This window comes from Streptomyces sp. NPDC002076 (assembly GCF_053593835.1).
On sequence record NZ_JBSFDI010000010.1, the window covers coordinates 90,205 to 116,980 of the forward strand.

The 26,776-nt window shown below is 72.1% G+C and carries 22 protein-coding genes and 3 pseudogenes; 9 read left to right on the forward strand and 16 right to left on the reverse strand.

What is annotated here, in order from left to right; translation table 11 throughout:
- Positions 1-13: 13 nt before the first annotated feature.
- Entirely contained in the window at positions 14-670 is a 657-nt protein-coding gene (locus ACWCQS_RS22040) for an HAD family hydrolase (RefSeq protein WP_451005997.1), read from the forward strand.
- A gap of 244 nt (positions 671-914) precedes the next feature.
- Here the strand turns inward: ACWCQS_RS22040 and ACWCQS_RS22045 are convergent, their stop codons facing one another.
- Positions 915-1,766 (reverse strand): alpha/beta fold hydrolase, encoded by an 852-nt coding sequence (locus ACWCQS_RS22045; RefSeq protein ID WP_451005998.1) that lies wholly within the window; start codon positions 1,764-1,766, stop codon positions 915-917.
- A gap of 179 nt (positions 1,767-1,945) precedes the next feature.
- Here ACWCQS_RS22045 and ACWCQS_RS22050 point away from each other — a divergent pair.
- A pseudogene (locus ACWCQS_RS22050) lies at positions 1,946-2,977 on the forward strand (SDR family oxidoreductase).
- Positions 2,978-3,010: 33 nt separating this feature from the next.
- The gene (locus ACWCQS_RS22055; protein WP_451005999.1) at positions 3,011-3,187 is read left to right on the forward strand and encodes a hypothetical protein; all 177 of its coding nucleotides are present in this window, start codon (positions 3,011-3,013) and stop codon (positions 3,185-3,187) included.
- Positions 3,188-3,304: 117 nt separating this feature from the next.
- Here ACWCQS_RS22055 and ACWCQS_RS22060 read toward each other — a convergent pair whose 3' ends face one another.
- The 3 genes and pseudogenes from ACWCQS_RS22060 to ACWCQS_RS22070 form a co-directional block, all read right to left on the reverse strand.
- Complete coding sequence (locus ACWCQS_RS22060; RefSeq protein WP_451006000.1) at positions 3,305-4,594, reverse strand: ROK family protein; 1,290 nt, start codon at positions 4,592-4,594, stop codon at positions 3,305-3,307.
- A gap of 133 nt (positions 4,595-4,727) precedes the next feature.
- Positions 4,728-5,006: pseudogene (locus ACWCQS_RS22065) on the reverse strand (hypothetical protein); the annotation flags it as partial.
- 136 nt (positions 5,007-5,142) lie between these two features.
- A pseudogene (locus ACWCQS_RS22070) lies at positions 5,143-5,859 on the reverse strand (DUF3626 domain-containing protein); the annotation flags it as partial.
- Positions 5,860-5,961: 102 nt separating this feature from the next.
- Between ACWCQS_RS22070 and ACWCQS_RS22075 the strand changes: the two are divergent.
- The 4 genes from ACWCQS_RS22075 (at position 5,962) to ACWCQS_RS22090 (ending at position 10,449) form a co-directional block, all read left to right on the forward strand.
- Positions 5,962-6,456, forward strand: a complete 495-nt coding sequence (locus ACWCQS_RS22075) for an FBP domain-containing protein (RefSeq protein ID WP_451006001.1) — start codon at positions 5,962-5,964, stop codon at positions 6,454-6,456.
- Positions 6,457-6,732: 276 nt separating this feature from the next.
- Positions 6,733-7,986 carry an FUSC family protein gene (locus ACWCQS_RS22080; protein WP_451006002.1) on the forward strand — a complete coding sequence of 418 codons (1,254 nt, stop codon included), beginning with the start codon at positions 6,733-6,735 and terminating at the stop codon, positions 7,984-7,986.
- Between the two features lie 101 nt (positions 7,987-8,087).
- Positions 8,088-9,143 carry a hypothetical protein gene (locus tag ACWCQS_RS22085; RefSeq protein WP_451006003.1) on the forward strand — a complete coding sequence of 352 codons (1,056 nt, stop codon included), beginning with the start codon at positions 8,088-8,090 and terminating at the stop codon, positions 9,141-9,143.
- A gap of 106 nt (positions 9,144-9,249) precedes the next feature.
- Positions 9,250-10,449, forward strand: coding sequence for a lactonase family protein (locus tag ACWCQS_RS22090; RefSeq protein WP_451006196.1), 1,200 nt, complete (start codon positions 9,250-9,252; stop codon positions 10,447-10,449).
- Here the strand turns inward: ACWCQS_RS22090 and ACWCQS_RS22095 are convergent.
- Complete coding sequence (locus ACWCQS_RS22095) at positions 10,417-11,142, reverse strand: DUF2470 domain-containing protein (RefSeq protein WP_451006004.1); 726 nt, start codon at positions 11,140-11,142, stop codon at positions 10,417-10,419. The two genes, ACWCQS_RS22090 and ACWCQS_RS22095, sit on opposite strands and share 33 nt — an antisense overlap.
- 112 nt (positions 11,143-11,254) lie before the next feature.
- Positions 11,255-11,860, reverse strand: a complete 606-nt coding sequence (locus ACWCQS_RS22100; protein ID WP_388625208.1) for a TetR/AcrR family transcriptional regulator — start codon at positions 11,858-11,860, stop codon at positions 11,255-11,257.
- A 134-nt stretch (positions 11,861-11,994) separates the two neighbouring features.
- Between ACWCQS_RS22100 and ACWCQS_RS22105 the strand changes: the two genes are divergently transcribed.
- Complete coding sequence (locus ACWCQS_RS22105) at positions 11,995-13,674, forward strand: cytochrome P450 (protein WP_451006005.1); 1,680 nt, start codon at positions 11,995-11,997, stop codon at positions 13,672-13,674.
- Positions 13,675-14,353: 679 nt separating this feature from the next.
- On the opposite strand, the gene ACWCQS_RS22110 is transcribed toward ACWCQS_RS22105, so the two are convergent.
- From ACWCQS_RS22110 to ACWCQS_RS22155, 10 genes are all read right to left on the reverse strand, one after another.
- On the reverse strand, positions 14,354-15,211 hold the full coding sequence (locus tag ACWCQS_RS22110; protein ID WP_451006006.1) for a pentapeptide repeat-containing protein: 858 nt from the start codon (positions 15,209-15,211) through the stop codon (positions 14,354-14,356).
- 46 nt (positions 15,212-15,257) lie between these two features.
- Positions 15,258-16,001: a PIG-L deacetylase family protein gene (locus tag ACWCQS_RS22115; RefSeq protein WP_451006007.1), complete on the reverse strand. Its 744-nt coding sequence runs from the start codon at positions 15,999-16,001 to the stop codon at positions 15,258-15,260.
- A gap of 117 nt (positions 16,002-16,118) precedes the next feature.
- Positions 16,119-17,420 carry an alpha/beta fold hydrolase gene (locus tag ACWCQS_RS22120; protein ID WP_451006008.1) on the reverse strand — a complete coding sequence of 434 codons (1,302 nt, stop codon included), beginning with the start codon at positions 17,418-17,420 and terminating at the stop codon, positions 16,119-16,121.
- A gap of 110 nt (positions 17,421-17,530) precedes the next feature.
- On the reverse strand, positions 17,531-18,556 hold the full coding sequence (locus ACWCQS_RS22125) for a LacI family DNA-binding transcriptional regulator (RefSeq protein ID WP_451006009.1): 1,026 nt from the start codon (positions 18,554-18,556) through the stop codon (positions 17,531-17,533).
- 55 nt (positions 18,557-18,611) lie between these two features.
- Positions 18,612-19,967 carry a BNR repeat-containing protein gene (locus ACWCQS_RS22130; RefSeq protein ID WP_451006010.1) on the reverse strand — a complete coding sequence of 452 codons (1,356 nt, stop codon included), beginning with the start codon at positions 19,965-19,967 and terminating at the stop codon, positions 18,612-18,614.
- Complete coding sequence (locus ACWCQS_RS22135; RefSeq protein WP_451006011.1) at positions 19,964-20,284, reverse strand: L-rhamnose mutarotase; 321 nt, start codon at positions 20,282-20,284, stop codon at positions 19,964-19,966. Before ACWCQS_RS22135 ends, ACWCQS_RS22130 begins: the two co-directional genes overlap by 4 nt.
- 18 nt (positions 20,285-20,302) lie before the next feature.
- Complete coding sequence (rhaS, locus tag ACWCQS_RS22140) at positions 20,303-21,382, reverse strand: rhamnose ABC transporter substrate-binding protein (RefSeq protein ID WP_451006012.1); 1,080 nt, start codon at positions 21,380-21,382, stop codon at positions 20,303-20,305.
- Between the two features lie 163 nt (positions 21,383-21,545).
- The gene (locus ACWCQS_RS22145) at positions 21,546-22,520 is read right to left on the reverse strand and encodes an ABC transporter permease (protein ID WP_451006013.1); all 975 of its coding nucleotides are present in this window, start codon (positions 22,518-22,520) and stop codon (positions 21,546-21,548) included.
- A complete protein-coding gene (locus tag ACWCQS_RS22150; protein ID WP_451006014.1) occupies positions 22,513-23,583 on the reverse strand; it encodes an ABC transporter permease in 1,071 nt (356 codons plus the stop codon). Before ACWCQS_RS22150 ends, ACWCQS_RS22145 begins: the two co-directional genes overlap by 8 nt.
- Positions 23,580-25,097, reverse strand: a complete 1,518-nt coding sequence (locus tag ACWCQS_RS22155; protein WP_451006015.1) for a sugar ABC transporter ATP-binding protein — start codon at positions 25,095-25,097, stop codon at positions 23,580-23,582. The genes ACWCQS_RS22150 and ACWCQS_RS22155 overlap by 4 nt, the downstream gene beginning before the upstream one ends.
- Before the next feature lie 273 nt (positions 25,098-25,370).
- Here ACWCQS_RS22155 and rhaI point away from each other — a divergent pair, with 273 nt between their 5' ends.
- On the forward strand, positions 25,371-26,531 hold the full coding sequence (gene rhaI, locus ACWCQS_RS22160; RefSeq protein ID WP_451006016.1) for an L-rhamnose isomerase: 1,161 nt from the start codon (positions 25,371-25,373) through the stop codon (positions 26,529-26,531).
- Positions 26,532-26,776 lie beyond the last annotated feature (245 nt).

Below are 26,776 nucleotides of genomic sequence, written 5' to 3' on the forward strand. Positions count from 1 at the left end.
CGAGAGGACCCGGATGGAGCGCGCCGCCGTCTTCGATGTCGACGGGACTCTCGTCGACACCAACCACCTGCACGTCGTCACCTGGTGGGAGGCGTTCCGGCAGGCCGGACACGACGTGCCCATGCACGCGGTGCACCGGGCCGTCGGCCTCGGCTCCGCGGATCTGATCGCCCACCTGCTGGGCCACGGCCGCGACAAGGACCGGGACGGTGAGCTGAGCACGGCGCACAGGGCGCTGTACGGCCAGTACTTCGACCGGCTGCCCGCCCTGCCGAAGGCCGGGGAGCTGCTGCGCCGGCTGCACCGGGACGGCTGGACGGTCGTCCTCGCCACGTCGGCGAGCGGCGCCGAGCTGGGCGCGCTGCGCCGGGCCATCGACGCCGACGACGCGATCGCGGACACGGCGAGCTCAGAGGACGTGCAGGAGGGCAAGCCGGCCCCGGAGCCCGTGCGGCACGCCCTGGAGCTGGCCGGGGTTCCGGCCTCGCGGGCGGTGTTCGTCGGGGACACCGTGTGGGACATGCGGGCGGGCGGCAAGGCCGGGGTGCGCTGTGTGGGGGTGCTGTGCGGCGGGATTCCCCGGGCCGATCTGGAGGAGGCCGGGGCGGAGATCGTGTACGCGGACCCCGCCGACCTGCTCGCACGGCTGGACGGGAGCCCGCTGGCCTGAGCATCATGGGAGTGGCGCAGGTCACATGGGTGGCTGGAACACCAGAGGGTTGTTGCCCGTTGAACCATCCGTGGGTACGGATGGGACAGTGTCCCCGGGCCTCACCTTCTGCCCACAGGGACGATCGTTCGGCTGAAGCCCTGTGGAGCCCTTCGCCGAGAGGCGACCGCCGTCCGTGCCCACCACCGGACCGCCCCGGTCGTGAATCCCCCGTCACGGCCGGGGCTCTTGCATGCCGGTGTCCTCACCCGGCCGCCGCGGCCCGGCCCGCCTCGACGAACTCCCGCAGGTCCGCCGTGAGCTGCTGCGCGTGGGTCACGAACAGGCCGTGGCCGCCGTGCTCGTACACCTTCAGCGTGCCGTCCGGCACCAGCTTGGCCGTGCGCTCACCGGTGCGGGCCAGGGGCGCGGAGGTGTCGTCGGTGCCGTGCACGACCAGCACCGGCACGTCCACCGACGGGAGCTCGGCGGCGAGATCGAGAGCGGCGATGACGGCCCGGATGCCCGTCGCCGCGCGCGGGCCGGTGTTCATACTGCGGTCGGTCACATAGCGGACGTACTGGGGGGACACCTCGTTCTCGGGCAGGTGCACGGCGAAGAAGCTGTCCACCCCGGCGGCGAACCAGGCCGCCCGGTCGCGCCGGAACACCTCGAGGTCGGCCTGCACCACCGCCGGGTCGACACCGTCCGGGGTGCCCGGTGAGCGGACGACGCCCGGGCTGATCGAGGCGACGAGCGCGAGCCGGGAGATCCGGTCGGAGCCGTGGCGGCTCAGGCAGCGCACCGCCTCCCCGGCGCCGATGGAGTGCCCGATCAGGGTGGCCTCGCGCAGGTCCAGGTGGTCGAGCAGACCGTGCAGGTCGTCGGCGAGGGTGTCGAGGTCGTAGCCGTTCCAGGCGTCGTCGGAGCGTCCGTGGCCCCGCCGGTCCAGCGCCACGCAGCGGAATCCGGCCTCGGCGAGCGGCAGCATCTGGTACTCCCACATCTCATGGCCGATGTAGGCGCTCGCGACGAACACGGCCACGGGGCCGGTGGCCGGACCGTGGTCGACGTAGTGCAGTCGGGTGCCGTCGACCGGGCTGTCGTAGTACGGCATGCGGTGCCTCCTCGGGCGGTGCGGACCGGGTGCGACGCTGCTCGGCCGCACCGACGTCCCCGATGCTCCCGGGCACCCGGGCACGGGTCGATTACCTGCCAGGTCATGGCCGGGTGTGCGCGCGCCCGGGCCCGGGTACCCGGCCGGTCCCGCGGAGGGTGGGCGGAGAGGAGCCGAAGGTGAGCAGCGCAGCCGGCATCAGGGTCGTCGTCACGGGTGCCACCGGAAATGTCGGCACGAGTGTGGTGCGGTTGCTCTCGGCGGACCCGGGGATCAAGTCGGTGCGCGGACTGGCCCGCCGTACGCCGGGGTGGTCGCCGCCGAAGACCGAGTGGTCCGCGGTCGACATCGGCTCCGAGCAGGCGAACCTCGCCGAGCGGTTCGAGGGCGCCGACGCGGTGGCCCATCTGGCCTGGGCGTTCCAGCCGACGCACGATCCGGCGGTCACCTGACGGACCAATGTGCTCGGCGGCATCCGGGTGTTCGAGGCGGTCGCCGCGGCGCGGGTGCCGGTTCTGGTGCACGCCTCGTCGGTGGGCGCGTACTCGCCGGGCCCGAAGGACCGCGCGGTGGACGAGTCCTGGCCGACGCACGGCTGGCCGGACGCCGCCTACTGCCGGGAGAAGGCCTATCTGGAGCGCACGCTGGACGTGTTCGAGCGGGACCATCCCGAGGTGCGGGTGGTGCGGATGCGCCCTGCGTTCCTGTTCAAGTGGCAGTCGGCGAGCGAGCAGCGGCGGATCTTCGGCGGGCGTTTCCTGCCCGGTCCGCTGGCCCGGCCGGAGCTGCTTCCGATCCTGCCGGACGTCCCGGGGCTCAGGGTGCAGGCGCTGCACACGGACGACGCCGCCGAGGCCTACCGGCTCGCCGTGTACCCGGACGGCGCGCGGGGCGCCTTCAACCTCGCCGCGGACCCGCCGCTCGACGCCGGCGTGCTCGGCGAGCTCCTGGGCAGCCGCCCGGTACGACTGCCGCGTACGGCGGCCCGGTCGGCGATCGCCGCGGCCTGGGGGCTGCATCTGCTGCCGGCCTCACCGCACCTCTTCGACGCCGTGCTGCGGTTGCCGCTGATGGACTGCGGCCGGGCCCGCACCGAGCTGGGCTGGCAGCCGCGGCGCACGGCGACCGAGGTGGTGCAGGAGTTCCTCGACGGCCTGCACAAGGGAGCGGGGATGGACACCGAGCCGATGCGCGGGCGCAAGGCGGGCTGACCCGCCGCGCGCCCGGGCCGAGGGGAGAACGCCATGGGCGCACATCGAGAGCCGGAGCAGGGACGCGAAGCGGACCCGGTCCCGAGGGACATGCCCGACCAGCAGGCGGGCGCCGGCGAGGACCCGTGGGAGGTCCCACCGGCCAAGCCGCGCGAGCAGGAAGTGACTCCGGCGGACGACGCGCCGGACGCGGACGAACCGCCGGCCTGAGCGGCGGGTGGCGCCGTGCCGGGGGAGGCCGTCGGTGGTGCGCGGCGCCACTGCGGCTGCGCACACGACGGTGGCCGCATGTCGAACGCAGCCCGCGCCCCCTCGGGCGACGGTCGGTCAGCGCGGGGCCCTCTGTCGCAGCGCGGCTCGCCATGCCGGCAGGCGGTCCTCGGTGACCGGTTCCGGGCGGCGGCCGCCGCTGGCGAAGAACTCGGCCAGGGGCAGGATCGCCGCGCCGACGGTGACCGCGTCCGGGCCGAGCCGGCCGAGGTCGATGGTGACCTTGTCGGCCGGATGACGCAGGGCGTAGGTCGTCGCGTGCCGCCGTACGGCCGGCAGGAAGCGGGCGCCCAGCTGGAGTCCGGCCCAGCCGCCGATGAGGATCCGCTCGGGCTGGAAGAGGTTGATCAGGTCCGACAGGCCGGCCCCGAGGTACTCGGCGGTCTCCTCCAGGACGGCCAGCGCGACCGCGTCGGGCTCGGCGCCGTCGGCCGGATACGCGGCGGCGAGCATCGCGGTGAGCGCGGTCTCCTCGTCGGTGTCCGCGGGCGGCCGTCCGCCCTCCTCGCGCCAGCGGGCCAGCAGCGACTCGGCGCCCGCGTAGGCCTCCAGGCAGCCGGGCGCACCACAGCGGCAGCGGCGTCCGCGCACCCGCACGGTCAGGTGCCCCCACTCCACCGCCCGCCCGTGCTCCACCTCGGGGGTGACCACGCAGGCGCCGACGCCGGAGCCGAAGAGCACCACCACGGCGTTGCGGGCGCCCTGTCCCGCACCGAACCACATCTCCGCCTGGCCCAGCGTCTTGGCGCCGTTGTCGATGAAGTACGGGGTCTCGTCCGGGAGTCGGGAGGCCGAGCGGAGCAACTGCTCCAGCGGGACGCCGTCCCAGCCGATGGTCTGCCCGTGGACGACGGCGCCCCGCTCCGTGGTGTGCTCGACGATGCCGGGGACGCCGACTCCGACGCCGAGCAGCCGCTCGGGCACGGCCTGTTCGGCGCCCAGGACCTCTGCGATGCCGTCCCGGATGTGGCCGGCGATCACCTCGACGTCATAGCCCTGCGGGGCCAACCGGCGTTCGGTGCGGGCGAGTTCGGTCAGGGCCAGGTCGAACAGCTCGACGCGGACCCGGGTCTCGCCGACATCGACGCCGATCATCTGTCCGCTGTCCGGGGCGACGCGCAGCAGGGTGCGGGGCCGGCCGCCGTCGGAGTCGACGCTGCCGGCCTCCTCGACCAGACCGTCCGCGATCAGATCGGCGACCACGTTGCTGACCGAGCCGGAGCTCAGGCCGGTGGCCGGGCCCAGTTCGAAACGGCTGAGGGGGCCGTCGAAGTACAGCTTCTGCAGCACCGCCGTACGGTTGCCCCGCCTGAGGTCGCGCACCGTGCGCCCATTACGCCCCGCCATGCCGCTCCCTTCACAAACCCTGCCCGACCTGCAACATACCCCTTCGGGCAGGCGGAAGGCGAGATTCTACCAACCCTTAGTTCACGGCCTGAGCTAAGCAGGAGGTGCGGGAAGCGTCTCTCCGGGGCGCGGATCACCCCGCCGTGTACACGTCCTCCACGTAACACCCTTCCGCGATCGACGAGTCGAGCCACTTCCCGGCCGCGGCCGCATCGGCACCGGGAGCGTGCTCCCGGTACAGCGTGCGGAACGCCTCGCGGACGCCGGGGGCCATCCGGGCACCGTCGCCGCAGACGTACACCCTCGCACCGGATGCCAGCAGTTGCCAGACCTCGTCGACCTCGGCGGCGATGCGGTGCTGGACGAACATCGCGCCGTTCTCGGGGGCCGCGCTGAAGGCCTGGCGCGGCGAACTGGTCGCCCATGCCTACGCGTTGGCCGTCCTGAGACCGGAGGTGTGGCCACCGGAGGCGAGGACGGAGGGGGAGACGGGGCAGGAGCGCGGGGCGTCCGGCTCGGCAGTGACCGGACTTGGAGAGGCGTGGCAGGGTGGCGAGGTCTGCGTACTGCGGCCCCCGGTAGTCGGCGTGGTGGCGGAGTGCGGTGACGGTGAGCCGGTAGCCGGGGTGCCACTCCAGCGGGAAGGGCAGGTTCCGGGCCGTCGTTTCCACCGGGGTGCCGCGGTAGCTCGCGTCGAGCACCAGCGCCTCCACGTCCCGGGCGAGCAGCACTCCGGCGTGCACATGGCTCTCGATGTAGTCGTTGAGGGGGTCCTGCTCGTCCGCGTCCGCGAGCGCGATCAGCGGCATCGCCGAGGCCACGCCGAAGTCTGCGGGCTCGGCCGCGCTGTCCGGGTAGCAGAAGGTGGCCCGGTGCAGCACCGCTGCGGCCAGCCTGAGATGCGAGGAGCCGAAGCGCGGGGCGGCGCCGACGACCTGGCGCCGGAAGTTCAGCCCGCCGTACAGCGGGCGCTCGGCCGGGGCCGCGTCGTCGTACACGCCGCCGAAGATCCGGCTCTCCCAGCGTGTCCGGTCGCCGCCCGGATGCGCGGTGAGACCGCCGTTGCTGGTGCCGGTGACGAACTGCGAGTGGTAGGCGCCGTCCCGGGCCAGTGCCTCCAGGATCGGCAGTCCGCCGGAGACCCGGTCAGGATGGAAGTTGAGCGTGATGCGCAGGCCGGTGACGAGCGGTGGGCCGCTCACCCCGGCGGCGACATGGTCCAGCGCCCGTCGGGCGCGCGGCGGCAGCCCCTGCCGGAAATCCATTGGCCCGCCCTCCCCTTGGCTACTTAGGCTAGCCGTGAACCTAGACCCATTAGGTTCATGGACCACGTGGTTCACGGCGACGAATCCGGAAGGACTCCCCCCATGAGATCGCTCACCGAGCAGGACATCCGCAACTCATTTGTCAACTGCTCCAAGGGGGAGGCCAAGCGACTGACGGTGCCACGCGATCTCGCCGAACGCCCGTGGGACGACCTGGACTTCCTCGGCTGGCGGGATCCGGGGGCGCCCGACCGCAGCTATCTGGTGACCGAAAGGGACGACCGGCTCGTCGGCGTCGCCCTGCGCTTCCAGGCCTCGCAGCGCGGGTTTCTGCACCGCAGCATGTGCTCGGTGTGTCTGACCACACATCCCGGCGGCGGGGTGACGCTGATGGCCGCACGCAAGGCGGGGGCGGCGGGCCGCGAGGGCAACTCGGTCGGTCTCTACATGTGCACCGACCTTGCGTGCTCGCTGTATGTGCGAGGCAAGAAGGTACCGGAGTCCGGCGCCCGGTTCGAGGAGACCCTGACGACGGAGGAGCAGATCGCCCGTACGACGGGCAATCTGTCCGCGTTCATCGACAAACTGTACGTCTGACGACACCGAGAGCTGCGCAGGGCCACCACCGGCGTCGGTGCGAGTGGCCGGTTCTGATCGGTGGCGACGGCGTCCAGGACCTTGTCCGGCTCGGCCACCTGCTCACCGGAGAGGGCAGCCGCCGGCTGGAACGGACGGCCGGCGGTGAGCGCGAGGCCACAGGCCTGCTGGTCGTGCCGCTCAACCGCCGGGATCACCGTACGAACCCTTGCGGACAGGAGCAGCCCGCAATCGCGGGACGTTCGACCCACCCCAGGAACGGGAACAGGCCAAGGGATGCACGACGTACGGAAGTGGGCCACGGGACTGCGGCGCCTGGTGGAGCGACGCCGGCAGCCGGTGGTCGTCCAGACGCTGCGGTCGGCGATGGCTGCCACGATCGCCTACGTCATCGCCCTCCGGCTGAGCCCCGAGCCGGCCCCGCTCACCGCGCCGCTGACCGCGCTGCTGGTCGTCCAGGTGACCTTCTACGCCACCCTCACCAACGGCATCCGCCGGGTGAACTCGGTGGTCGCCGGGGTACTGGTCGCGATCGCCTTCAGCGTGCTGGTGGGGCTGACCTGGTGGAGCCTCGCCCTGCTGATCGTGGCCTCGCTGGCCGTCGGGCACCTGGTGCGGGTCGACGAGTACGTGGCCGAGGTGGCGATCAGCGCCATGCTGGTCCTCGGGGTCACCACCGTCGGCTTCACCGCCTGGGCGCGCATCGTGGAGACGCTGATCGGCGCGGTCGTCGGCACGGCCTGCAATCTGCTGCTGCCGCCCCCGGTGTGGGTGGACGAGGCGGGGCGCTCGATCGAGGACCAGGCGCGCCGGGTGCGGCAGCTGATGCTGCGGATGGGTGAGGAGGCCGCCGGCCGGATCTCCTGGGAGCGGGCGGCCGAGCGGCTGCACGAGGCGCGGGGGCTGGACCAGCACATCTCCCGGGTGGACGCCTCGCTCCGGCAGGCCGAGGACAGCCTGCGGCTCAATCCGCGGGTCAAGGAGGGGCTGCTGCACCGGGTGGTGCTGCGCACCGGTCTGGACACGCTGGAGATCTGCACGGTGGTCCTGCGGGTGCTGGCCCGTACCTTCACGGACCTGGCCAAGGCCCGGGGGGCCGAGGAGCTGTTCCCGCCTCGGGTCGGGGCGACCGTGGAACAGCTGCTGTCGGAGATCGCCGACGCGGTGGTCAGTTTCGCGGTCCTGGTCACCACGCATCTGAGCGAGAACGCCGAGTCGGCGGAGGCCCGGCTGTCCGCCGAACTGCACACGGCGGCCGGCACCCGGGACCGGCTGGCCGAGCTGCTCCAGGAGGAGATCGGCAAGGACTCGGCGAACTGGCAGCTGTACGGGGCCGTGCTGACCGAGACGACCCGGATCATCGACGAGCTGAACACCGAGCACCGCACCCGGCGCCTGTTCGAGGAGCTGGACAAGGTCTCCAGCAGGCAACGGGCGAAGCTGCCCCGGATCACCCGGCTGCGTGAACGGCTCGGGGTGCAGGAGGAGCTGTGGCGGAACCGTGCGGGGTTCGGTGAGCGTTTTTGGTGAGGAAGGCGCCGGGCAGGGCTCGGCGCGCAGGGTGCCGGGACGGCCGGCACGGAGTGCGAGGGCTGCCGGGGCGACCGGCACGGATGCGAGGGGGCGACGGGATGGCCGGTTCCGGGGTGCGGATCGACGGGAACACACTGCGGTTGCCGGGCGAGGTAGCGGTGCGGTTCATCCGCACGCTGCGGCTGCCGGAGACGGGCACGCATCCGCTGCCACCGGGCCTGGGCGAGTTCCCGGTCCGGCGCGTCTCGGACTACCCGGACACGGTCCCGGCCGAGTGGCGGGCGCGCGGTGGCGTGATGCTGCCGGTGTATCTGCGCGAGGCGATGTGGCTGAGCTTCTCCGGCACGCGGGAGCCGGCGGCGCTCCAGGTCGGGGTCGGCAAGGTGTGCGCGGTGTCCGGCAGGCCCTGGAGCGACCGGCTCGCCCGGGATCCGCAGAACTATGTGGCGCTGCCCCGCCAGCCCTGGCTGGACGGCATCAACTCCGGCAAGGGGACCGTCCGCCAGTTCGTCGCCGTGCCGCTGGGTCTGGGGGCGACGGTGGAGGGACAGGTCACCGGTGAGGAGGTGTGGGGCGGCGTGCAACTCCAGTCGTTCCCGCTGCGGGAGCCGCTCCTGACCGAGTGGCGGCGCCGCGAGCGGGAGCAGGAGGAGGCGCGGCGCAGGGCCCTGGCGGCCGGGCCGACGGGTGGGTACGGCGCGGCGATGCCGATGGCGGCCCCCGCGCCCGGGGCGATGCCGCCCCCCGCGGCTCCGGGTGGGGCACCCCGCGCCGCCGCCATGGGTCTCGGCGTCGGCGGCTCGATGCGCCAGGAGGTGTACCGGGACGACCGGCCGCTGACCGACTGGTCCGAGGAGCCCGCAGGCCGCGTGTTCGTGCACCTGGTCACGCCGCCGGAGTGGCGGCGCATCACCGGCGAGGCACCCCCGCCGTCGCCGGTGGACCGGGCGGCGTACACCCGGGCGGGCCTGCCCTGGTACGACTACTACGACACCGATGCCCAGGATCTGGCCCCGACGGACACCCTGGGCTCCGTCAAGCCGGTCGGCGAGTGGCTCGGGGACGACCTGGACCCGTGGCAGGCGCCGTCCGCCGGCCAGGTGGCCCCGCTGAAGGACACGCCGGGCAAGCCGGTGGAGGACGGCGAGTGGTAAGCGCCGTTGCATGGAGTGCAACACCCGTTGCCGTACTTGCCCTTTGCGGGCGGCGGAGGCCAAGGTGGCATTCACGACCGGGCCCACCGACGACCTGAGGTGCTGCATGGACACGGACGACGAGCCGGTGAACGGAGGCTGGAGCCGGCGCCGGTTCGTCGGAGCCGTGGCGGGGACGGCGGCCGTGGTTGCGGTGCCCTCCCCGGCGGCCCCGCCGGCCGGCGCCCCGGCCGCGGCCGACGAGCCCAGGTCCGCCGCACCACTCCGCAGGCCCTCCGGTCCGCGTCCGCTGTACGTGGGCACCTACACCTCGGTCGACGGCGGCGGCGCCGGCATCGGACTGGCCTCCTACGACCCGGCGACCGGCCGGATCACCGGCTCCGGCACGCTCACCGGCGTCCCCGACCCGTCGTACCTCGCCGTGCATCCGGACGGCCGCACGCTGTACGCGGTGGACGAGCGCCAGGACGGCGGTGTGACGGCCGTGCGCCTCGCCGACCGGCGGGTCCTCGGCACCCGCGGCGCGGGCGGCGCGGGACCCTGTCATCTGTCGGTGCACCCCTCCGGACGCTGGCTGCTGAGCGCCGACTACGGTTCGGGCAGTGTCGCCGTGCATCCCATCGACGCCTCGGGCGCCCTCGGCGAGCGCACCGACGTCGTCACGCACACCACCCCGCCTCCCGGCCCGGGCCAACAGGGGCCGCACGCACACCAGTTCCTCACCAGCCCGGACGGCGGCCATGTCCTCGCGGTCGACCTCGGCACCGACACCGTCTACAGCTACCGCCTGGACCAGTCGAAGGGCACGCTGACGGAGGTGGCGCAGGCGCACGCCCGGCCCGGAGCCGGACCGCGCCATCTGACCTTCCATCCGGGCGGCCGGTACGCCTATCTGGCCAACGAGGTGGACGACACGGTCACCGTCTGCGGCTACGACCCGGCCTCCGGCAGCCTGACCATCGCCGAGCCGCAGCCCACGGGCTCCGGCGGCGGCACCAACTACCCGGCGCAGTTCGTCGTGACGGCGAACGGCGGGTACGCGTTCCTGGCCAACCGGGGCCACAACAGCCTCGCGCGGTACGCGATCGAGGCCGACGGCGCCCGGCTGCGGCTGCTCGGCACGGTGCCGGTCGGCGGGGAATTCCCGCGGCAGATCGCTCTCTCGCCGGACGGCGGGCTGCTGTTCGCGGCGAACCAGCGCTCGGGGACGGTCACCGTCTTCCACGTCGACACGGACAGCGGTGAACTCCGGTCGGCCGGCGAACCGTTCGCCTCAGCCGTCGCCGTCTGCGCGCTGCCGCTGTAGCGCGCGCGGGCAGGCGGCGGCAGCGGCCTGGGCCAGCAGGGCGTGCATGCGCTCGGTGAGCTGGGCGACGTCGTCGGCGGGCGTGTGGAAGGGCAGCCGTACGTCTCCATGGGCGCGGGTGCGCTCGATGCGCAGGGTCAGTCCGTGCCGGTCCACGGCGAGGGGCAGCACGCGGGTCGCGGCGTGCAGGCTCTCCGGGCGCACCAGGCGGGTCAGCCGCTCGACGGCGTCCGGGTGGGCGTCGGCGAGGTGGGTCAGGAGCCGGGCCTCGGCCTCGGCGAGCGGGTCGGGCCGGGCGGCGGCGTATTCGCCGAGGTCGACCACCACGGCCCCGGAGGACCGCCGCAGCACCACCCGCGTGGGCCGGAACAGCAGGGTGCCGCGGTCCGGGGCGAACCAGCCGGCGAGGTTCAGCCGCGCCCGGATCCGGCCCCGCATCGGTACGGGGGCCACGTCGGCGAACTCCAGTACGGCGGAGGGTTCCTGGCGCGGTGCGCAGATGGCCGCGGTCAGCAGGGCGCTGTCCTCGGGCACCGCCAGCCGCACGGCGCCGCCGTCGGTCACGGTGTGCGCGCCGACGTACTCCTCGCGGGCGCCGTCCGCGGTCACCGCGCACGACCAGGCGGCGGCCAGCACCGACCGTGCCCGCTCCGCCGCGCCGGGTGCGGCCGTCCAGTCCTGCGTGTCACCCATCCTCGACCTCCTTAGGCAAGCCTTGCCTAACCTATCGGAGATCGGGGCGCACGCCAACCACACCCCACCGGCGGAAAGGATCAGGCAGGGGGCGGACGGCGGTGGGCGGTGGTCAGGCGATGACACCCAACAGCGCCCGCGCGCACAGGTCGCGCACCTGCTCGCGGGTCAACTCGCCGTCGCGCAGCCATTCCAGGCACACGGCGGTGGTGAAGGCGAGCCAGCCGCGCACGGCCAGGCGGACATGCGGGGCGTTCTCGAAGACGGGCCCGAACTCGGGGTCGGCGGCAAGCGCGGCGAGGATCTGCTGCTCCTGGGCGGCCAGCGCCCGCTGGTAGACGCGGCGTACGGCCTGATCGCCGGCCGCGTCGGCGCGATGGAAGGCGCGGAAGCCGTGGGCGTGGGCCTGGACGTAACCGAGGTAGGTGTCGAGCCCGGCGGTGAGCTGCTCGCGCACCGGCACACCGGGCACGGCCGCCGTCATGCGCAGCATCCGCTCGCTCTCACGCTCGACGACCGCCGCGAAGAAGTCCCGCTTGGTCGGGAAGTAGTGGTACAGCAGCCCGCGGGAGACCCCGGCGATCTCGGCGACCTGCTCGATCCACACGTCGTCGTAGGGGCTCTCCGAGAACAGCTTCGCGCCGACCGACAGCAGCTGCTCACGGCGTTCCGCGGTGCTGAGTCTGCGCCGGGCGCGCTCCCCCTGGTTCGCGGGCATGACGTCACTTTACTTGACGCGGGTTCAACAAGCGGACCAGACTGAAACCAGTTATTGAACCCACGTACAACATACCGCGCCACAGCTTCACCTCGCAGGTTCAACGGTCCGCTGGATCAAGGGAGATCGGCGTCATGGCGGAGACGACGCGAAGGACGCAGACGACGGAGACGGAGCTGCCGAAGGGATTCCGCAGCGCCGAACTGGGCTGGCCCGAGCTGCACCGCATCCCGCATCCGCCGCGTCGGGTGCCGCTGCTCGGCGATGTGCTCGGCGTCGACCGGCGCAAGCCGATCCAGGACTCCATGCGTTTCGCGCGCGAGCTGGGGCCGATCTTCCGGCGGCGGGCCTTCGGCAAGGAGTTCGTGTTCGTGTGGGGCGCCCGGCCGGCCGCGGACCTGGCCGACGAGTCCCGGTTCGCCAAACACGTCGGTCTCGGCGTGGCCAATCTGCGGCCGCTCGCCGGGGACGGCCTGTTCACCGCCTACAACGACGAGCCCAACTGGCAGCTCGCGCACGACGTCCTGGCCCCCGGCTTCAGCCGGGAGGCCATGGAGGCCTACCACGGGATGATGCTGTCGGTCGCGGGGCGCCTGACCGATCACTGGGACCGGGAGGCGGCGGCCGGGCGCACGGTGGACGTGCCCGGGGCCATGACCAAGCTGACCCTGGAGACGATCGCACGGACCGGCTTCGGGCACGATTTCGGCTCCTTCGAGCGGGACCGCCCGCATCCCTTCGTCACCGCGATGGTCGGCACGCTCACCTACGCCCAGCGCCTGAACAGCGTGCCCGGGCCGCTGGCCCCGCTGCTGCTGCGCACCGCCGTCAGGCGCAACGCGGCCGACATGGCGTACCTGGACAGGACGGTCGACGACCTGGTCGCGGAGCGGCGCCGGACGGGCCGCGGGGAGGGCGACCTGCTGGACCGGATGCTGGAGACGGCGCATCCGGAGACCGGCGAGAAGCTGTCGGCGGAGAACGTCCGCAGGCAGGTGATCACCTTCCTGGTCGCGGGCCACGAGACCACCTCGGGCGCGCTCTCCTTCGCCCTGTACTACCTCGCCCGGCACCCCGAGATCGCCGCCCGGGCCCGGGCCGAGGTGGACCGCGTCTGGGGCGACACCGCACAGCCCGGCTACGACCAGGTGGCCAAGCTGCGCCATGTCCGCCGGGTGCTGGACGAGTCCCTGCGGCTGTGGCCGACCGCCCCGGCCTTCGCCCGGGAGGCCCGGCAGGACACCGTGCTCGCCGACGACCACCCGATGCTGCGGGGCGCGTGGGCCCTGGTGCTGACGCCGATGCTGCATCGCGACCCGGAGGTCTGGGGCGAGGACGCCGAGCGCTTCGACCCGGACCGCTTCGAGGCGGCGGCCGTACGGTCTCGTCTTCCGCACACCTTCAAGCCCTTCGGCACCGGCGCGCGGGCCTGCATCGGCCGCCAGTTCGCCCTGCACGAGGCGACGCTGGTCCTCGGCCTCCTGCTGCGCCGCTACGACCTGCTGCCCGACCCCGCCTACCGGCTGACCGTGACCGAGCGGCTGACGGTGATGCCGGAGGGGTTGCGGCTGAGCCTGGAACGCCGGCCGGCGCCGGCACAGGCACCGGAGGCCGGCCCGACACCTGGGCTGAGCGTGCCGCAGGCGTGCCCGGGGCACGGGCCCGACCCGGCGGGGGCCTGCCCGGCGCACGGGGTGAGCGAGCCGGGAAGCGCCCCGGAGCCGAACGCCGCCCATGCCACGGACAGGCCCACCGAGGGCACACCGGCCACCGGCCCGACCGGCGGCTGTCCGGTACACCAGCCGGCGCACTGAAGCCCGACAGCCCGTCGGGCCCAGTCAGAACACCGCCGGCGTCACCGGCCCGACCGGCGGCTGTCCGACGCACCAATCAGCACGCTGGCACCGGAAGGCACCCTGGGGCCATCGCCCGACTCGTCCCCTGTCCCGGGGTACCACCGAGGTCACCAGCGCGGGCAGCTCCGGGGCCTTCCGCTCGGCACGGCCGACCCGGCCCCCGGCCCTGCCCACCGCCGCCCTTACCATCCCGACCGGCGGCTCTCCCGTGCACCAGCCCGCACACCGAACCTGCACAGCACGCCAGACCCACCCTCTCGACACCGCCCGGCCCGGGCACCACTGAGGTCACCAGCCCGGGCAGCACAGGGGCCTTCCGCTCCGCACGCCAACCCGGTCCCCCGCCGGGGTCACCGCCGCCATCACCAACCCGACCGGCGCCGCCCCTCCTGGACACCAGCCCGCACACCGAACCCGAACACCCCGCCAAACCCATCCCCTCGACACCGCCCGACCCGGCCCCCCCGGCCCAGCCCACCGCCGCCCTCACCACCCCGACCGGCGGCCCTCCCGGACACCGCCCGCACACCGAACCCCAACACCCCGCCAAACCCATCCCCTCGACACCGCCCGACCCAGGGCACCGCCGCGGTCCCCACCCCACACCGAGACAGCCTTGCTCGGTCGGCGTCGCGGATCAGCCGGCCGCTGTCCAGTGCGCGGGGCGGGTCACCGACTCCGGGAGTCTGGTGCCGGTGCTGCCGCGGGCCGCGTTGAGTTGGGGCTGGGTGAGGAAGAAGGCGCCGGTGAGGTCCGCGTCGGTCAGGTCGGCGTCGCGCAGATCGGCGCCGATCATGTCCGCGTCGCGCAGATCGGCGCCGGTGAGGTCGGCGGCGATGAGATACGCGCCGCGCAGGCTCGCCCCGCGCAGGTCGGCGCCCCGGAGCCGGGCCCCGATGAGATCGGCGCCCCGGCGGTCCTTCCCCTTGCCCTTGCCCTTCTTGCCGCCCTTCCCGCTAGCGGCACCGGCCCGGGCCAGCTCGCTGGTTCGCAGCAGCAGCACATTGACCTGCTGCCGGTGCGCGGCCACGTCCAGCGCGGCCAGTTCCTCCGGGGTCTGCCGGGTGAGCCGCTCGGTCTCCGCCAGCGCCCGCCGCAGCTCCGGGTGGACCGGACGGGCTGCGGGCAGGCCGAGCGCCTCGGTGAGGTACCACAGCAGCTCGTGCAACTGCCGTACGACCGGGAACACGTCGAACATCTGGCGGGCGCGCTCCTTGGACCCCGTCCGCCAGTCCTGCCCCCCGAAGGTGACCTGCGAGACCTTCTGTCCGGCGCCGAAGCAGTCGTAGACCGTGCAGCCGGTGAAACCCTTCGTCCGCAGGTCGGCGTGGATGCCGCAGCGGTGGTCGCCCTGGAGGTTCGGGCACGGCTTCCCGGCGGGCTTGTCCAGCGCGAAGTCGGCGGACGCGGCGAAGGGCAGGGCGACACAGCACAGCCCGAAGCACTGTGCGCACTCGCCCCGCAGGTCGGAGGGGTCGGCTGTCTGTTCCGGCATGCCCTCCAGCCTACTGACCTGCACAACCGCCCTGTGCCGGGAGCCTTCAGCGGCCGAACACCTCGAAGGCCACCGCCGGTATGCCGCCGAAGCGCTCGGCGACGGCGGTGGTCTGCGTGCTGAGGAAGTCGCGGACGTACGTCTCGGGGTCCTGGTCGGTCAACGCCTCGATGTAGGTGCGGTGTTCGAGCAGCGAGCGCACCGCCCGTTCCAGCCCGGGCCCCGCGTCCACCGCGTGGGTGGGCCGGCTGGAGCCGGCGATGGCGACCCAGCGGACCCCGTTCCAGGGTTCGAGTCCCTGCTCGGTGAGTTCCGGGAAGATCCAGCGGTTCCCGGCGTCGGCGGCCGCGTCCAGGGTGGCGCGGCCCACGGCGACGTGGTCGGGGGTGTTCCAGGCGACCTCGCCCCAGGTGTCCCGGTGGTTGAGGGCGATGACCAGTTCGGGGCGGTGGCGGCGGATCGCGGCGGCGATGTCGCGGCGCAGCGCGAGCCCGTACTCGATCACCCCGTCCCGGTGGTCGAGGAACTCGACCGAGGTGACACCCACGACCGCCGCGCCGGCCCGCTGCTCGCGCTCGCGCAGCCGGCCGCAGACGGCGGGGTCGAGGGTGTCGATGCCCGCCTCGCCGCGGGTGGCCAGGACATAGGCGACCTCGCGGCCGGCGTCGGTCCAGGCGGCGACCGCCGCAGAGCACCCGTATTCCAGGTCGTCGGGGTGCGCCACCACCGCCAGGGCGCGCTGCCAGTCCTCGGGCATGGGCTGGAGTTGAGTGGTCTTCGGCTCGGTCATGGGCTGCACACTATGCGCTCCGCCGGGGGTGCCGCGAAGGGTCATCCGGTGTCCGCGGCGCCGTTGTGGCTGGTCGCTCTCCCCCGTTCTCGGCTTCGCTCGAACCCGGGGGGACTCTCACACGTCGCCGCGTGCCATCGCCAGCAGTCGGTCCAGTACGCGCGGCGCTCCCGTGCGCAGGCCGTCGTGTTCGAACTCGTCGGTGACCCAGGTACGCAGGCCGCGGATGGCGCGGGCGGTCTCCAGGGAGTGGGCGGTGTCGACGTACATGTCGTCGTGGTAGACGGCCGCCACGACCGGGACCTCGTTGGCGGCGAGGCGGGCGGGGTCGTAGAGGGGCTGCCAGTCGGTGCGGGCGGCGAGCAGGTCGGCCGTCTCACGCAGCGGGCGCAGGGCGGGGTCCGCCTCGAACATCCAGGGGTGGACCGTCTCGCCGGTGAACAGGACGGGGGCGTCGCCGGCGAGTGCCTTGGCCGCGTCGAACTGCGGGAACTCGGCGCGGATCCGTTCGGCGGCCCAGGCGGTGGGGCGGGCGTCCTGGCCGTAGATCGACTCATGGACGAGCGCGTAGAGGGGGTGGGCGGCGTACGACAGCAGGGACTGGGCCTGTTCCTGGAAGGCGTCGGACAGCTCCAGGCCGAACGGTGTGCGGACGAAGGCGTCCTCCAGCAGGTGGTGCAGCCGGTGGCTGCCGTCGCTCGCGCCGAGCATCAGGCCGAGGGACTGGAAGGCCTCGACCGTGAAGCGGTAGCCGTTCGGGAGGGTCACGTCATGGGTGAGGAGGTGGTCGGCGATCCGGCGGGCCCGCTCGACGTCCTGGGGGTAGCGGGCGTAGTGCGCGCCGACCTTGCGTTCGATGCGCGGGTAGGCCGCACGGTAGACGTCGTCTGCGTGGGCGTGCAGGGAGGGCAGGCCACCGGTGATCACGGCGGTTTCCAGGCCCTCGGGGGCGAGGGAGAGGTACGCCACCGCGCAGAAGCCGCCGAAGCTCTGGCCGAGCACGGTCCACGGGGCGCCGCCGGTGACCTGGGCGCGGATGGCCTCGCAGTCCCGGACGATGGCGTCGGCGCGGAAACGGGTGAGGTAGTCGGCCTGCTCGGCGGGGCCGCCGCGGAGCGGGAGGGTCTGCCGGGTGGCCGGGGTGGAGCTGCCGGTGCCGCGCTGGTCGAGCAGCAGGACGCGGTAGTCCTTCAGGGCCCGGTCGAGCCAGGCCTGACGTCCGACGAAACGATTCGCCCCGAAGCCGGGGCCGCCCTGGAGATACAGCAGCCACGGCAGCTCCTGCCCGGCCTTGTCGCTCGCGACCGTCTCACGGGCGTACAGCTCGATCGTCTCGCCGTCCGGGGCGGCGTGGTCGAGGGGCACGGTGAAGCGGCGGTCGGTGAGGATGACGCCGGGCTGGCGGTAGCTGAGGCTCAACGGGTCTCCCGGGACGGACGGTATGGACGGGTCCCAGTTCAGCACATGACCGGGCCCGCACGGAGCCCGGGGATCATGGTTTCTTACTGAACTTCCGGTCAGCGCCCGGCTCAGCGTGCCACGAGGCTGGAACGGCGCACCACCAGCTCAGGCTGGAGCACCACCCGGCGGTGCTCGTGCGTGCGCGTGCCCTCGGCCTGCTCGGTCTCCTCCAGCAGCAGCTCGGCGGCGAGGGCGCCCATGGTGACGGCGGGCTGCCGTACGGAGGTCAGCGGTACGGCGGCGGCCGCCGCGAACTCGATGTCGTCGTAGCCGACGATGGCGAGGTCGTCGGGGACGGTGACACCGGCTGCGTACATGGCCTGCAGGACGCCGAGGGCGAGCAGGTCGTTGGCGCAGAAGACGGCGGTGGGACGGTCGGCGAGGCCCAGCAGACGGGCGCCGGCGTCGCGGCCGGCGGCGACGTCGAGGCGTTCGGTGGGCAGCTCGCGCAGCGCCTCGGGGCCGAGCCCGGCCTCCGCGAGAGCGTTCAGGGCGCCGGTACGGCGGTCGCGGACCTGGTTGAGGCCGGGGGGTCCGCTGACGTAGGCGATGGAGCGGTGGCCCGCATCCACCAGGTGCCGCACCGCGAGCGCGCCGCCGGCCACGTCGTCCACGGACACCGAGCACTCGGTGGCGCCCTCGGCGACCCGGTCGACCAGCACGAACGGGATGCCGTGCCGGCGGAAGGTCTCGATGTTCCGGCCGGTGGCGTCCGCCGGGGTCAGCAGCACGCCCCGCACCCGCTGCTCGGCGAAGAGCCCCAGGTAGTCGGCCTCCTCAGCGGCGTTCTGGGCGCTGTTGCACACCATCACGCCGAGCCCGGCCTCGCGGGCCGCCCGCTCGGCGCCCCGCGCCACGTCCACGAAGAACGGGTTGCCCATGTCGAGCACGAGCAGGCCCATGATCCGGCTGCGGCCCGCGCGCAGCTGCCGCGCGGACTCGCTGCGGACATAGCCGAGCCGGTCGATCGCGGACAGCACCCGCGCCCGGGTCTCACTCGCGACGGTGTCCGGGCGGTTGATGACGTTCGACACCGTGCCGACCGATACTCCGGCGACACGGGCGACGTCCTTGATACCCACCGACTGGGTCATCGGGCGAAGACCTCCAGAGGAGACTAGGGGCGGCGGGACGACCTTCACATTACCGTCATGCCGGCAGCGCGAAGTCGGCCACGTACAGGGGCGAGGGCGTCGTACCGGTGGACTTCTCCTGGTACATGAAGGACAGGACGTTGTCCGCCCGGATCCGCGTCTCGTCGATCACCACCTCGCCGAAGGCCTTCAGGTCACCGCCGTCGTACAGCAGTGTCCAGTCGGTGTGCCCGGCGGCCTTCGACGCGGCGGCGATCCGGCCGAACGGGAAGACCGCGTAAGCGTTGTCGTACCGGTCCAGGACGAGCTTGGTGCGCTGGCTGGAGTTCAGCGGAACCGGAATCTCGGTCTTCTGCCAGGCACCGGAGGCGTTCTTGCGGAGGTGGAAGGCGCGCCCGTGGGCGATGCGGTCGGCGACGTAGTCCATGGTGCACTGCCGGAAGCGGCCGGGTACGTGACTGATGATCGCGTGCGGCCGGCCGGCCGAGTCGACGGCCTGGCTCTCCTGGTTCATCAGGCAGTGGTCGGGGGCGAGGGGGTCCACCACCAGCCCCGGGCGGTCGACCGCGACCTGGTCCGGGCCGCCGGTGGTGCCCACGACCGCACCGGCGTCGTTGCGCCAGGTCCGCCCCCGGTCGGCGGAGAAGACATAGCCGGTGTCGTGGTTGGTCAGGCCGCCGCCGCTGCACATCACGGAGGCGTCCTGCTCCCGCCAGGTGAAGAAGGAGTGCAGCCGGCCGTGGACGTCGTAGTCGAGGCCGTGCAGGTACATGTTGCGGGCGGTGCTGGTGCCGTGCGAGCTGGAGTAGGTGCCCGTCGAACTGCTCCACTCCCCCAGCGCCGTCCATGTCGAACCGTCGTACTCGGCAAGGGCGTTGCGGCCGTCGCCGGAGATCCCGGCACGGTAGCCGAGCTGGAGCCTGCCCTCGGGGGTGGAGACGAACTGCGGATAGGTGAACCGCGGGGTGAGCGCGAGTCCGTCCAGCGTGGTGTCTACGGGCCCGAAGGCGGCCCGGGTCCATGGCAGTTGGCCGTCGAGGAGTCCGGCGGCGGACTTCACGTAGAAGAAGCCGTCGCTGTGCGCGTCCATGACGATGTGCAGCCGGCAGTCGGTCCGTGAGACGCCCATCGAGATCACGTTGTGTGAGTCGTCGCTCTTGAGCCGATGGTCCAGGGTCACCCTCGCCCAGTCCCCCGCACCCGGGCTGCGGCGGGCGACGGCCGCGCTGCGGTCCGCGGAGTACCAGGCCGCGTACTGCCGGCCCCCGTGCGTGAACAGCCCGTTCTTCTGGAAGGAGTTGTTGTTGACGAGGCCGTCGTACGACACGAAGTACAGGGCCCGGGCATCGAGGAGGGTGCGGCCGAGCCGGGTGACACCGGGGGTCGCGAGCCCGCTTCCGGCGGCGGTCATGACAGGTGGAACACCTCCGTGAGCGGTTTCATGGCCTCGTCGGGCCGGGCGCCGTCCAGCGACTCGAAGAACGGCGCCATGTCCGCCTGCCAGCGCGCGTTGACCTCGGCCGCCTCCATGCCGGCCCGGGCCGCGGCGAAGTCCTCGGTCTCCAGATAGCCGACGAGCAGGCCGTCCTCGCGCAGGAACAGCGAGTAGTTGTGCCAGCCGGTCGCCTTCAGGGCGTCGAGCATCTCCGGCCACACGGCGGTGTGCCGCTCACGGTACTCGTCGAGACGGTCCGCCCTGACCTTCAGCAGGAAACACACGCGCTGCATCAACTACCCTCCGACTACTCAGAAGTTGAACCGGTCGATGTTCTTGGCGTCGAACACGGTCGGCTTGCCCAGCGTGATCACGCCGTCCTTGCCGATGGTGTACGTCGTACCGCCGGCCTTGAACGTCTCGCCCTCCTTGCCGCTGATCTGCCCCGAGGCCAGCGCGACGGCGGTACGGGCGGCCAGGTCGCCGAGCCTGGCCGGGTCCCACAGCTCGAAGGCGTTCACGGTGCCGTTCTTGACGTACTTGCGCATGTCGTTCGGGGTGCCGAGGCCGGTCAGCCTGACCTTGCCCTTGTACTTCGAGCCCGACAGGTACTGGGCGGCCGCCTTGATGCCGACGGTGGTCGGGGAGATGATCCCCTTCAGGTCCGGGTACTGCTGGAGCAGGCCCTGGGTCTGCTGGAAGGACTGCTGGGCGTCGTCGTTGCCGTACGCGATCTTGACCAGCTTGATGTTCTTGTACTTCGGGTCCTTCAGCTCGTCCTCCATGTACCCGATCCAGGTGTTCTGGTTCGTGGCCGTCTGGGCGGCCGACAGGACGGCGATCTCGCCCTTGTACCCGATCTGCTGCGCGAGCAGTTGCACCTCGGTACGGCCGAGGTCCTCGGCGGACGCCTGCGAGACGAAGGCGTTGCGGCAGCCGGGGGTGGTGTCGGAGTCGTAGGTGACGACCTTGATGCCGTTGCTCATGGCCTGCTTGAGGGCGGTGCACAGGGCACCCGGGTCCTGCGCGGAGACCGCCATCGCGTTCACCTGCTGCTGGGTGAGCGTGTTGACGTAACTGACCTGCCCGGAGGTGTCCGTGGCGCTGGAGGGGCCCACCTCCTTGTACTTCGAGCCGAGTTCGGTGAGCGCCTTCTCCCCGCCCTTGTCGGCGGTGGTGAAGTAGGGGTTGTTGACCTGCTTGGGCAGGAAGCCGACGGTCAGGCCCTTCTTGGTGGCGGCGTTCGGGTCGGCCGTGCCGCCGGAGGCGGCGGAGGCGTTGTCGGCCTTGACGTCCTTCTTGGTGGTGCCGCCGCAGGCGGTGAGCGCCAGGGCGAGGGACGTACCGACGGCGAGGGCGGCGCAGGTGCGGCGGAGCGAGGGCTTGCGCATAACGAGCGGTCCTTTGCAAGGAGGAGTGGTGTAGCGCCTGACAGGGGCGCGGGGCTGTGTTTGATGTGCGGACACCGCCACGATGGGGGTCCCCCGGGTTCGAGCGAATCCGAGAACCTGTTGGGAGCGACCGGCCACGACGGGCCCGCAGCCGACGAACGGCCTAACCGGCGGAACCGGCCGCCCGGGCCATCGAGATCTGCCGGGCGACCCGAGGGCCCAGCACGGAGACGACAAGCAGCACACCGGTGACGACGATCTGCGACTGCGCGGAGACGTTCAGCAGACTCATCACGTTCTGCAGCGCCCCGAGCAGGAACACCCCGGCGATGGCGCCGCCCAGCGTCCCCCTGCCCCCGTCGAAGTCGATGCCGCCGAGCAGTACGGCCGCCACGACGGAGAGTTCGAGACCCGTGGCGTTGTCGTACCGCGCGCTGGCGTAGTGCAGCGCCCAGAACACACCCGTGAGCGCCGACATGAACCCGGTGGCCACGAACAGCAGCAGCTTGGTCCGCTTCACCCGGATGCCGGCGAACCGCGCGGCCTCCTCGCTCGCGCCGATCGCGAACAGCGACCGGCCGAACGGGGTGGCGTGCAGGACGACCACGGCGATGGCGAGCAGCACCAGGAAGGGCAGGAACGCCTGGGGCAGGAAGGAGTTCCCGACCCGGCCGGCCGCGAAGTCCAGGTACTGCGTGGGAAAGTCGGTCACCGCGTCGGAGCCGAGCACGATCTGGGCGATGCCCCGGTAGGCGGCGAGGGTGCCGATGGTGACGGCGAGGGAGGGCAGCCCGAGGCGGGTCACGAGGAGCCCGTTGACCAGCCCGCACACCACGCCCAGCAGCAGGCACAGCGGAATGATCGTCTCGATGGCCATACCGTCGTTCCACAGCTTGCCCATCACCGCACCGGACAGGCCGGCGGTCGAGGCGACGGACAGATCGATCTCCCCGGAGACGACGAGGAGGGTCATCGGCAGGGCGATCAGGGCGATCGGCAGGGTGTTGCCGATCAGGAAGGACAGGTTGAGGGCGTTGCCGAAGCCGTCGACCGTGCCGAAGGAGACCAGCAGGAGTACCGCCAGGAGTGCGCCGACGACGGTGTCCCAGCGAACGGCGCGGCTCAGCGAATCAGGCACCGGTGTTCTCCTTCGCCATGGGGGTGTTCCTCCGGTCCGACTTCTTCTTCAGGGCGGCGGCAACGCGCAGCGCGACGATCCGGTCGACGGCGATGGCGAGCAGCAGCAGGACGCCGTTGATGGCGAGCACCCAGACGGAGCTGACGCCGAGAGCGGGCAGCACGCTGTTGATCGAGGTGAGCAACAGGGCGCCGAGAGCGGCTCCGTACACGCTTCCCGAGCCGCCGGTGAAGACGACACCGCCGACCACGACCGCGCTGACGACGGTGAGTTCGTAACCGTTTCCGGTGCCGGAGTCGACGTTTCCGAAGCGGGCCAGATACATCGCGCCCGCGAGCCCGGTGAGGCCGCCGCAGAAGGTGTAGGCGGCCAGGATCCGCTTGCGGACCGGAATACCGGCCAGGCGCGCGGCCTCGGGGTTGGAGCCGAGGGCGTACAACTCCCGTCCGCTGCCGAAGTGTTTGAGGTAGTACGCGGTCGCCACCAGCACCACCAGCGCGATCAGGGCCAGCCATGGCACCGCCGAGACGCCCCCGGAGCCGAAGTCCACGAAACCGCCCGGGAGGTCGGCCGCGGTGATCTGGCGGGAGCCGACCCAGATGGAGTCGACGCCGCGGATGATGTACAGCGTGCCCAGGGTGACGACGAGGGCGGGCACCTGACCGAGGCTGGCCAACAGGCCGTTGAGCAGGCCGAAACCGACTCCCAGCAGGACGGCCAGGACAATCGCGACGACGGCGTTGCCGCCGCCGTGCAGACAGGCACCGGCCGCGAAGGCGCTGATGCCCAGGGTCGAGCCGACCGACAGATCGACGTTCCTCGTGATCACCACCAGGGACTGGCCGGTGGCGACCAGCACCAGGATGGTCGCGTTGAGCAGCAGGTCCTTGACGCCCTGCTCGGACAGGAACTCGCTGTTGCCCGCCTGGGCGACGGCGATCATCACCAGGAAGACGGCCAGAATGGCGAGTTCGCGCATCTTGAACACGCGGTCGACCAGCCGGGTGCCGGCGGAGTGGGGCACCTCGACGGCGGGGGACTGATCCTGGGTGGTCACCGTCATGCGGCGGCCCTCCCGGTGGCTGCGGCCATCACGGTTTCCTCGGTGGCTTCGGCGCGGGGGATCTCGGCGGTGAGCCGGCCCTCGTGCATGACGAGCACGCGGTCGGCCATGCCGAGGATCTCGGGCAGGTCGGAGGAGATCATCAGCACCGCCACCCCGTCGGCGGCGAGCTGGGACAGCAGCCGGTGCACCTCCGCCTTCGTACCGACGTCGATCCCGCGCGTCGGCTCGTCGACGATCAGCACCTTCGGGTCGGTGGCCAGCCACTTGGCGAGGACCACCTTCTGCTGGTTGCCGCCGGACAGGGTGGAGACGGCGTCGGCGATCCTGGCGTACTTCACCTGGAGCCTGACGGCCCAGTCGAGGGAGCGGCTGCGTTCCGCGCCGCGGTCCATCAGCCCCGCCCTGACGGTCGTACGGAGACCGGTGAGGCCGATGTTGCGGTCGATGGACATGCCCATCACCAGGCCCTGGGCGCGCCGGTCCTCCGGGACGAGGGCCAGCCCGGCCGCCATCGCCGTGGACGGGGCGCCGTTGGTGAGCCTGCGCCCGGCGACCTCGACCTCGCCGGCGTCCCACCGGTCGATGCCGAAGACGGCCCGCGCGACCTCGGTCCGGCCGGCGCCGACGAGTCCGGCGAGGCCGACGATCTCGCCGCGCCGCACCTCGAAGGAGACGTCGGTGAAGACCCCCTCACGGGTCAGACGCCGCACGCTCAACGCCACCTCGCCCGGCGCCACGTCCTGCTTGGGATACAGCTCGTCGAGCTCGCGGCCGACCATGCGCCGTACGAGGTCGTCCTCGGTCATGCCGTCGATCGGCTCGCTGGAGATCCAGGCGCCGTCCCGCAGTGTGGTGACCTTCTGGCAGATCGCGAAGATCTCCTCCAGCCGGTGCGAGATGAACAGCACCGCCGCGCCCTGTTCCCGGAGGGTACGCACGACCCCGAAGAGCCGCGCCACCTCGCTGCCGGTCAGGGCGGCCGTCGGCTCGTCCATGATCAGTACCCGTGCCTCGAAGGAGAGGGCCTTGGCGATCTCGACGATCTGCTGGTCGGCGATCGACAGACCACGGGCCGGCCGGTCCGGGTCGAGTTCCACGCCGAGGCGCTTCATCAGGGCCAGGGTCGCGGCATGCGTGGCATTGTGGTCGATCCGGCCGAGGGCCCGCTTGGGCCGGCGGCCCATGAAGATGTTCTCGGCGATCGACAGGTCGGGAAAAAGGGTGGGTTCCTGGTAGATCACGGCGATGCCGGCGTCGCGGGCGTCGCCGGGGCCGTGGAACACGACGGGCCGACCGTCGAACAGCACCTGGCCGGCGTCCGGCCGGTGCACCCCGGCGAGGGTTTTGATCAGCGTCGACTTGCCCGCGCCGTTCTCGCCGGCAAGGGCGTGCACCTCGCCGGGCAACAGCTCCAGGGAGACGTCCCTGAGGGCGCGTACGGCGCCGAAGGACTTGGAGACGCCCTTCAGCGCCAGCACCGGCGTCGGCCCCGTGTCAGGCGGGTGGGTCATGTGAGGCTCCTCGACGACACCGGCGGGAGAACCCGAGGGCCTCCACCGCGTCGTGAAAGGTTTCAACTGGATTGCCGGGACCGTAGGCACGGCGGCCGGGGCGCGTCAATGGGTCAGGGTCGAAAAAGTTTCGATAGCCAAAGGTCACGGCCGGATCACGGGCAACGGGGTCGGTCGGAGCGCTTGACACCCTTCCGAAGGGGTCCTAGCTTGCCGTTCTGAATCGTTTCACGACGCTTCATCGTTACGACCGAAATCACCAGGAGTCGCGCAGTGACCGACCTCGCCGCGGTGAAGGCCGCGCTCAGGACCCAGGCCGTCGAGACGCCGTCGTGGGCGTACGGGAACTCGGGAACCCGTTTCAAGGTGTTCGCCCAGCCGGGCGTGCCGCGCGACCCCTGGGAGAAGCTGCAGGACGCGGCGAAGGTGCACGAGTTCACCGGCGTGGCCCCCACCGTCGCCCTGCACATCCCGTGGGACAAGGTCGAGGACTACGCGGCGCTGGCCAAGTACGCCGAGGACCGCGGGCTGGCACTGGGGGCGATCAACTCCAACACCTTCCAGGACGACGACTACAAGCTCGGCAGCATCTGCCACGCGGACCCGGCGGTACGGCGCAAGGCGCTCGATCATCTGCTGGAGTGCGTCGACATCATGGACGCCACGGGGTCCAGGGACCTGAAGCTGTGGTTCGCCGACGGCACGAACTACCCCGGCCAGGACGACATCCGGGCGCGGCAGGAGCGGCTGGCCGACGGGCTGGCCGAGGTGTACGAGCGACTCGGGGACGGACAGCGCCTGCTGCTGGAGTACAAGTTCTTCGAGCCGGCCTTCTACGCCACGGACGTCCCGGACTGGGGCACCGCCTACGCCCACTGTCTCAAGCTCGGCGACAGGGCCCAGGTCGTCGTCGACACCGGCCACCACGCGCCCGGCACCAACATCGAGTTCATCGTCGCCACGCTGCTGCGTGAGGGGAAGCTGGGCGGGTTCGACTTCAACTCCCGCTTCTACGCCGACGACGACCTGATGGTGGGCGCCGCCGACCCCTTCCAGCTCTTCCGCATCATGTACGAGGTGGTGCGTGGGGGCGGGTTCGGGCCGGACGTCGCGTTCATGCTCGACCAGTGCCACAACATCGAGCCCAAGATCCCGGCGATCATCCGCTCGGTCATGAACGTCCAGGAAGCCACCGCCAAGGCCCTGCTGGTCGACCGGGAAGCGCTCGCGCTCGCCCAGCGCGAGGGTGATGTGCTCGGGGCGAACGCCGTGCTCATGGACGCGTACAACACCGATGTACGGCCGCTGCTGGCCGAGGTGCGGCAGGAGCTGGGGCTGGACCCCGACCCGATGGCCGCCTACCGCCGCTCCGGCTGGGCCGAGAGCATCGTCGCGCAGCGCGTCGGCGGGCAGCAGGCGGGGTGGGGGGCCTGAGGCGGAGTTGGGGCCTGAGGCGGAGTTGGGGCCTGAGGCGGAGTTGGGGCCTGAGGCGGAGTTGGGGCCTGAGGCGGGGTACGGCCTGATCAGGCCGCGGCGGATACGCCGGCGTGATGGCGGCCGATCGTATGACGAAGCGCGACGACATCACGGTGACCGTGATCAGTCCGCGCCGGGTCTTCGTCCCGCGGCTGCGGTCGGGCGGCCCGCTCGGCGGGCTCCAGTGGTCCGCAACTCCGGCG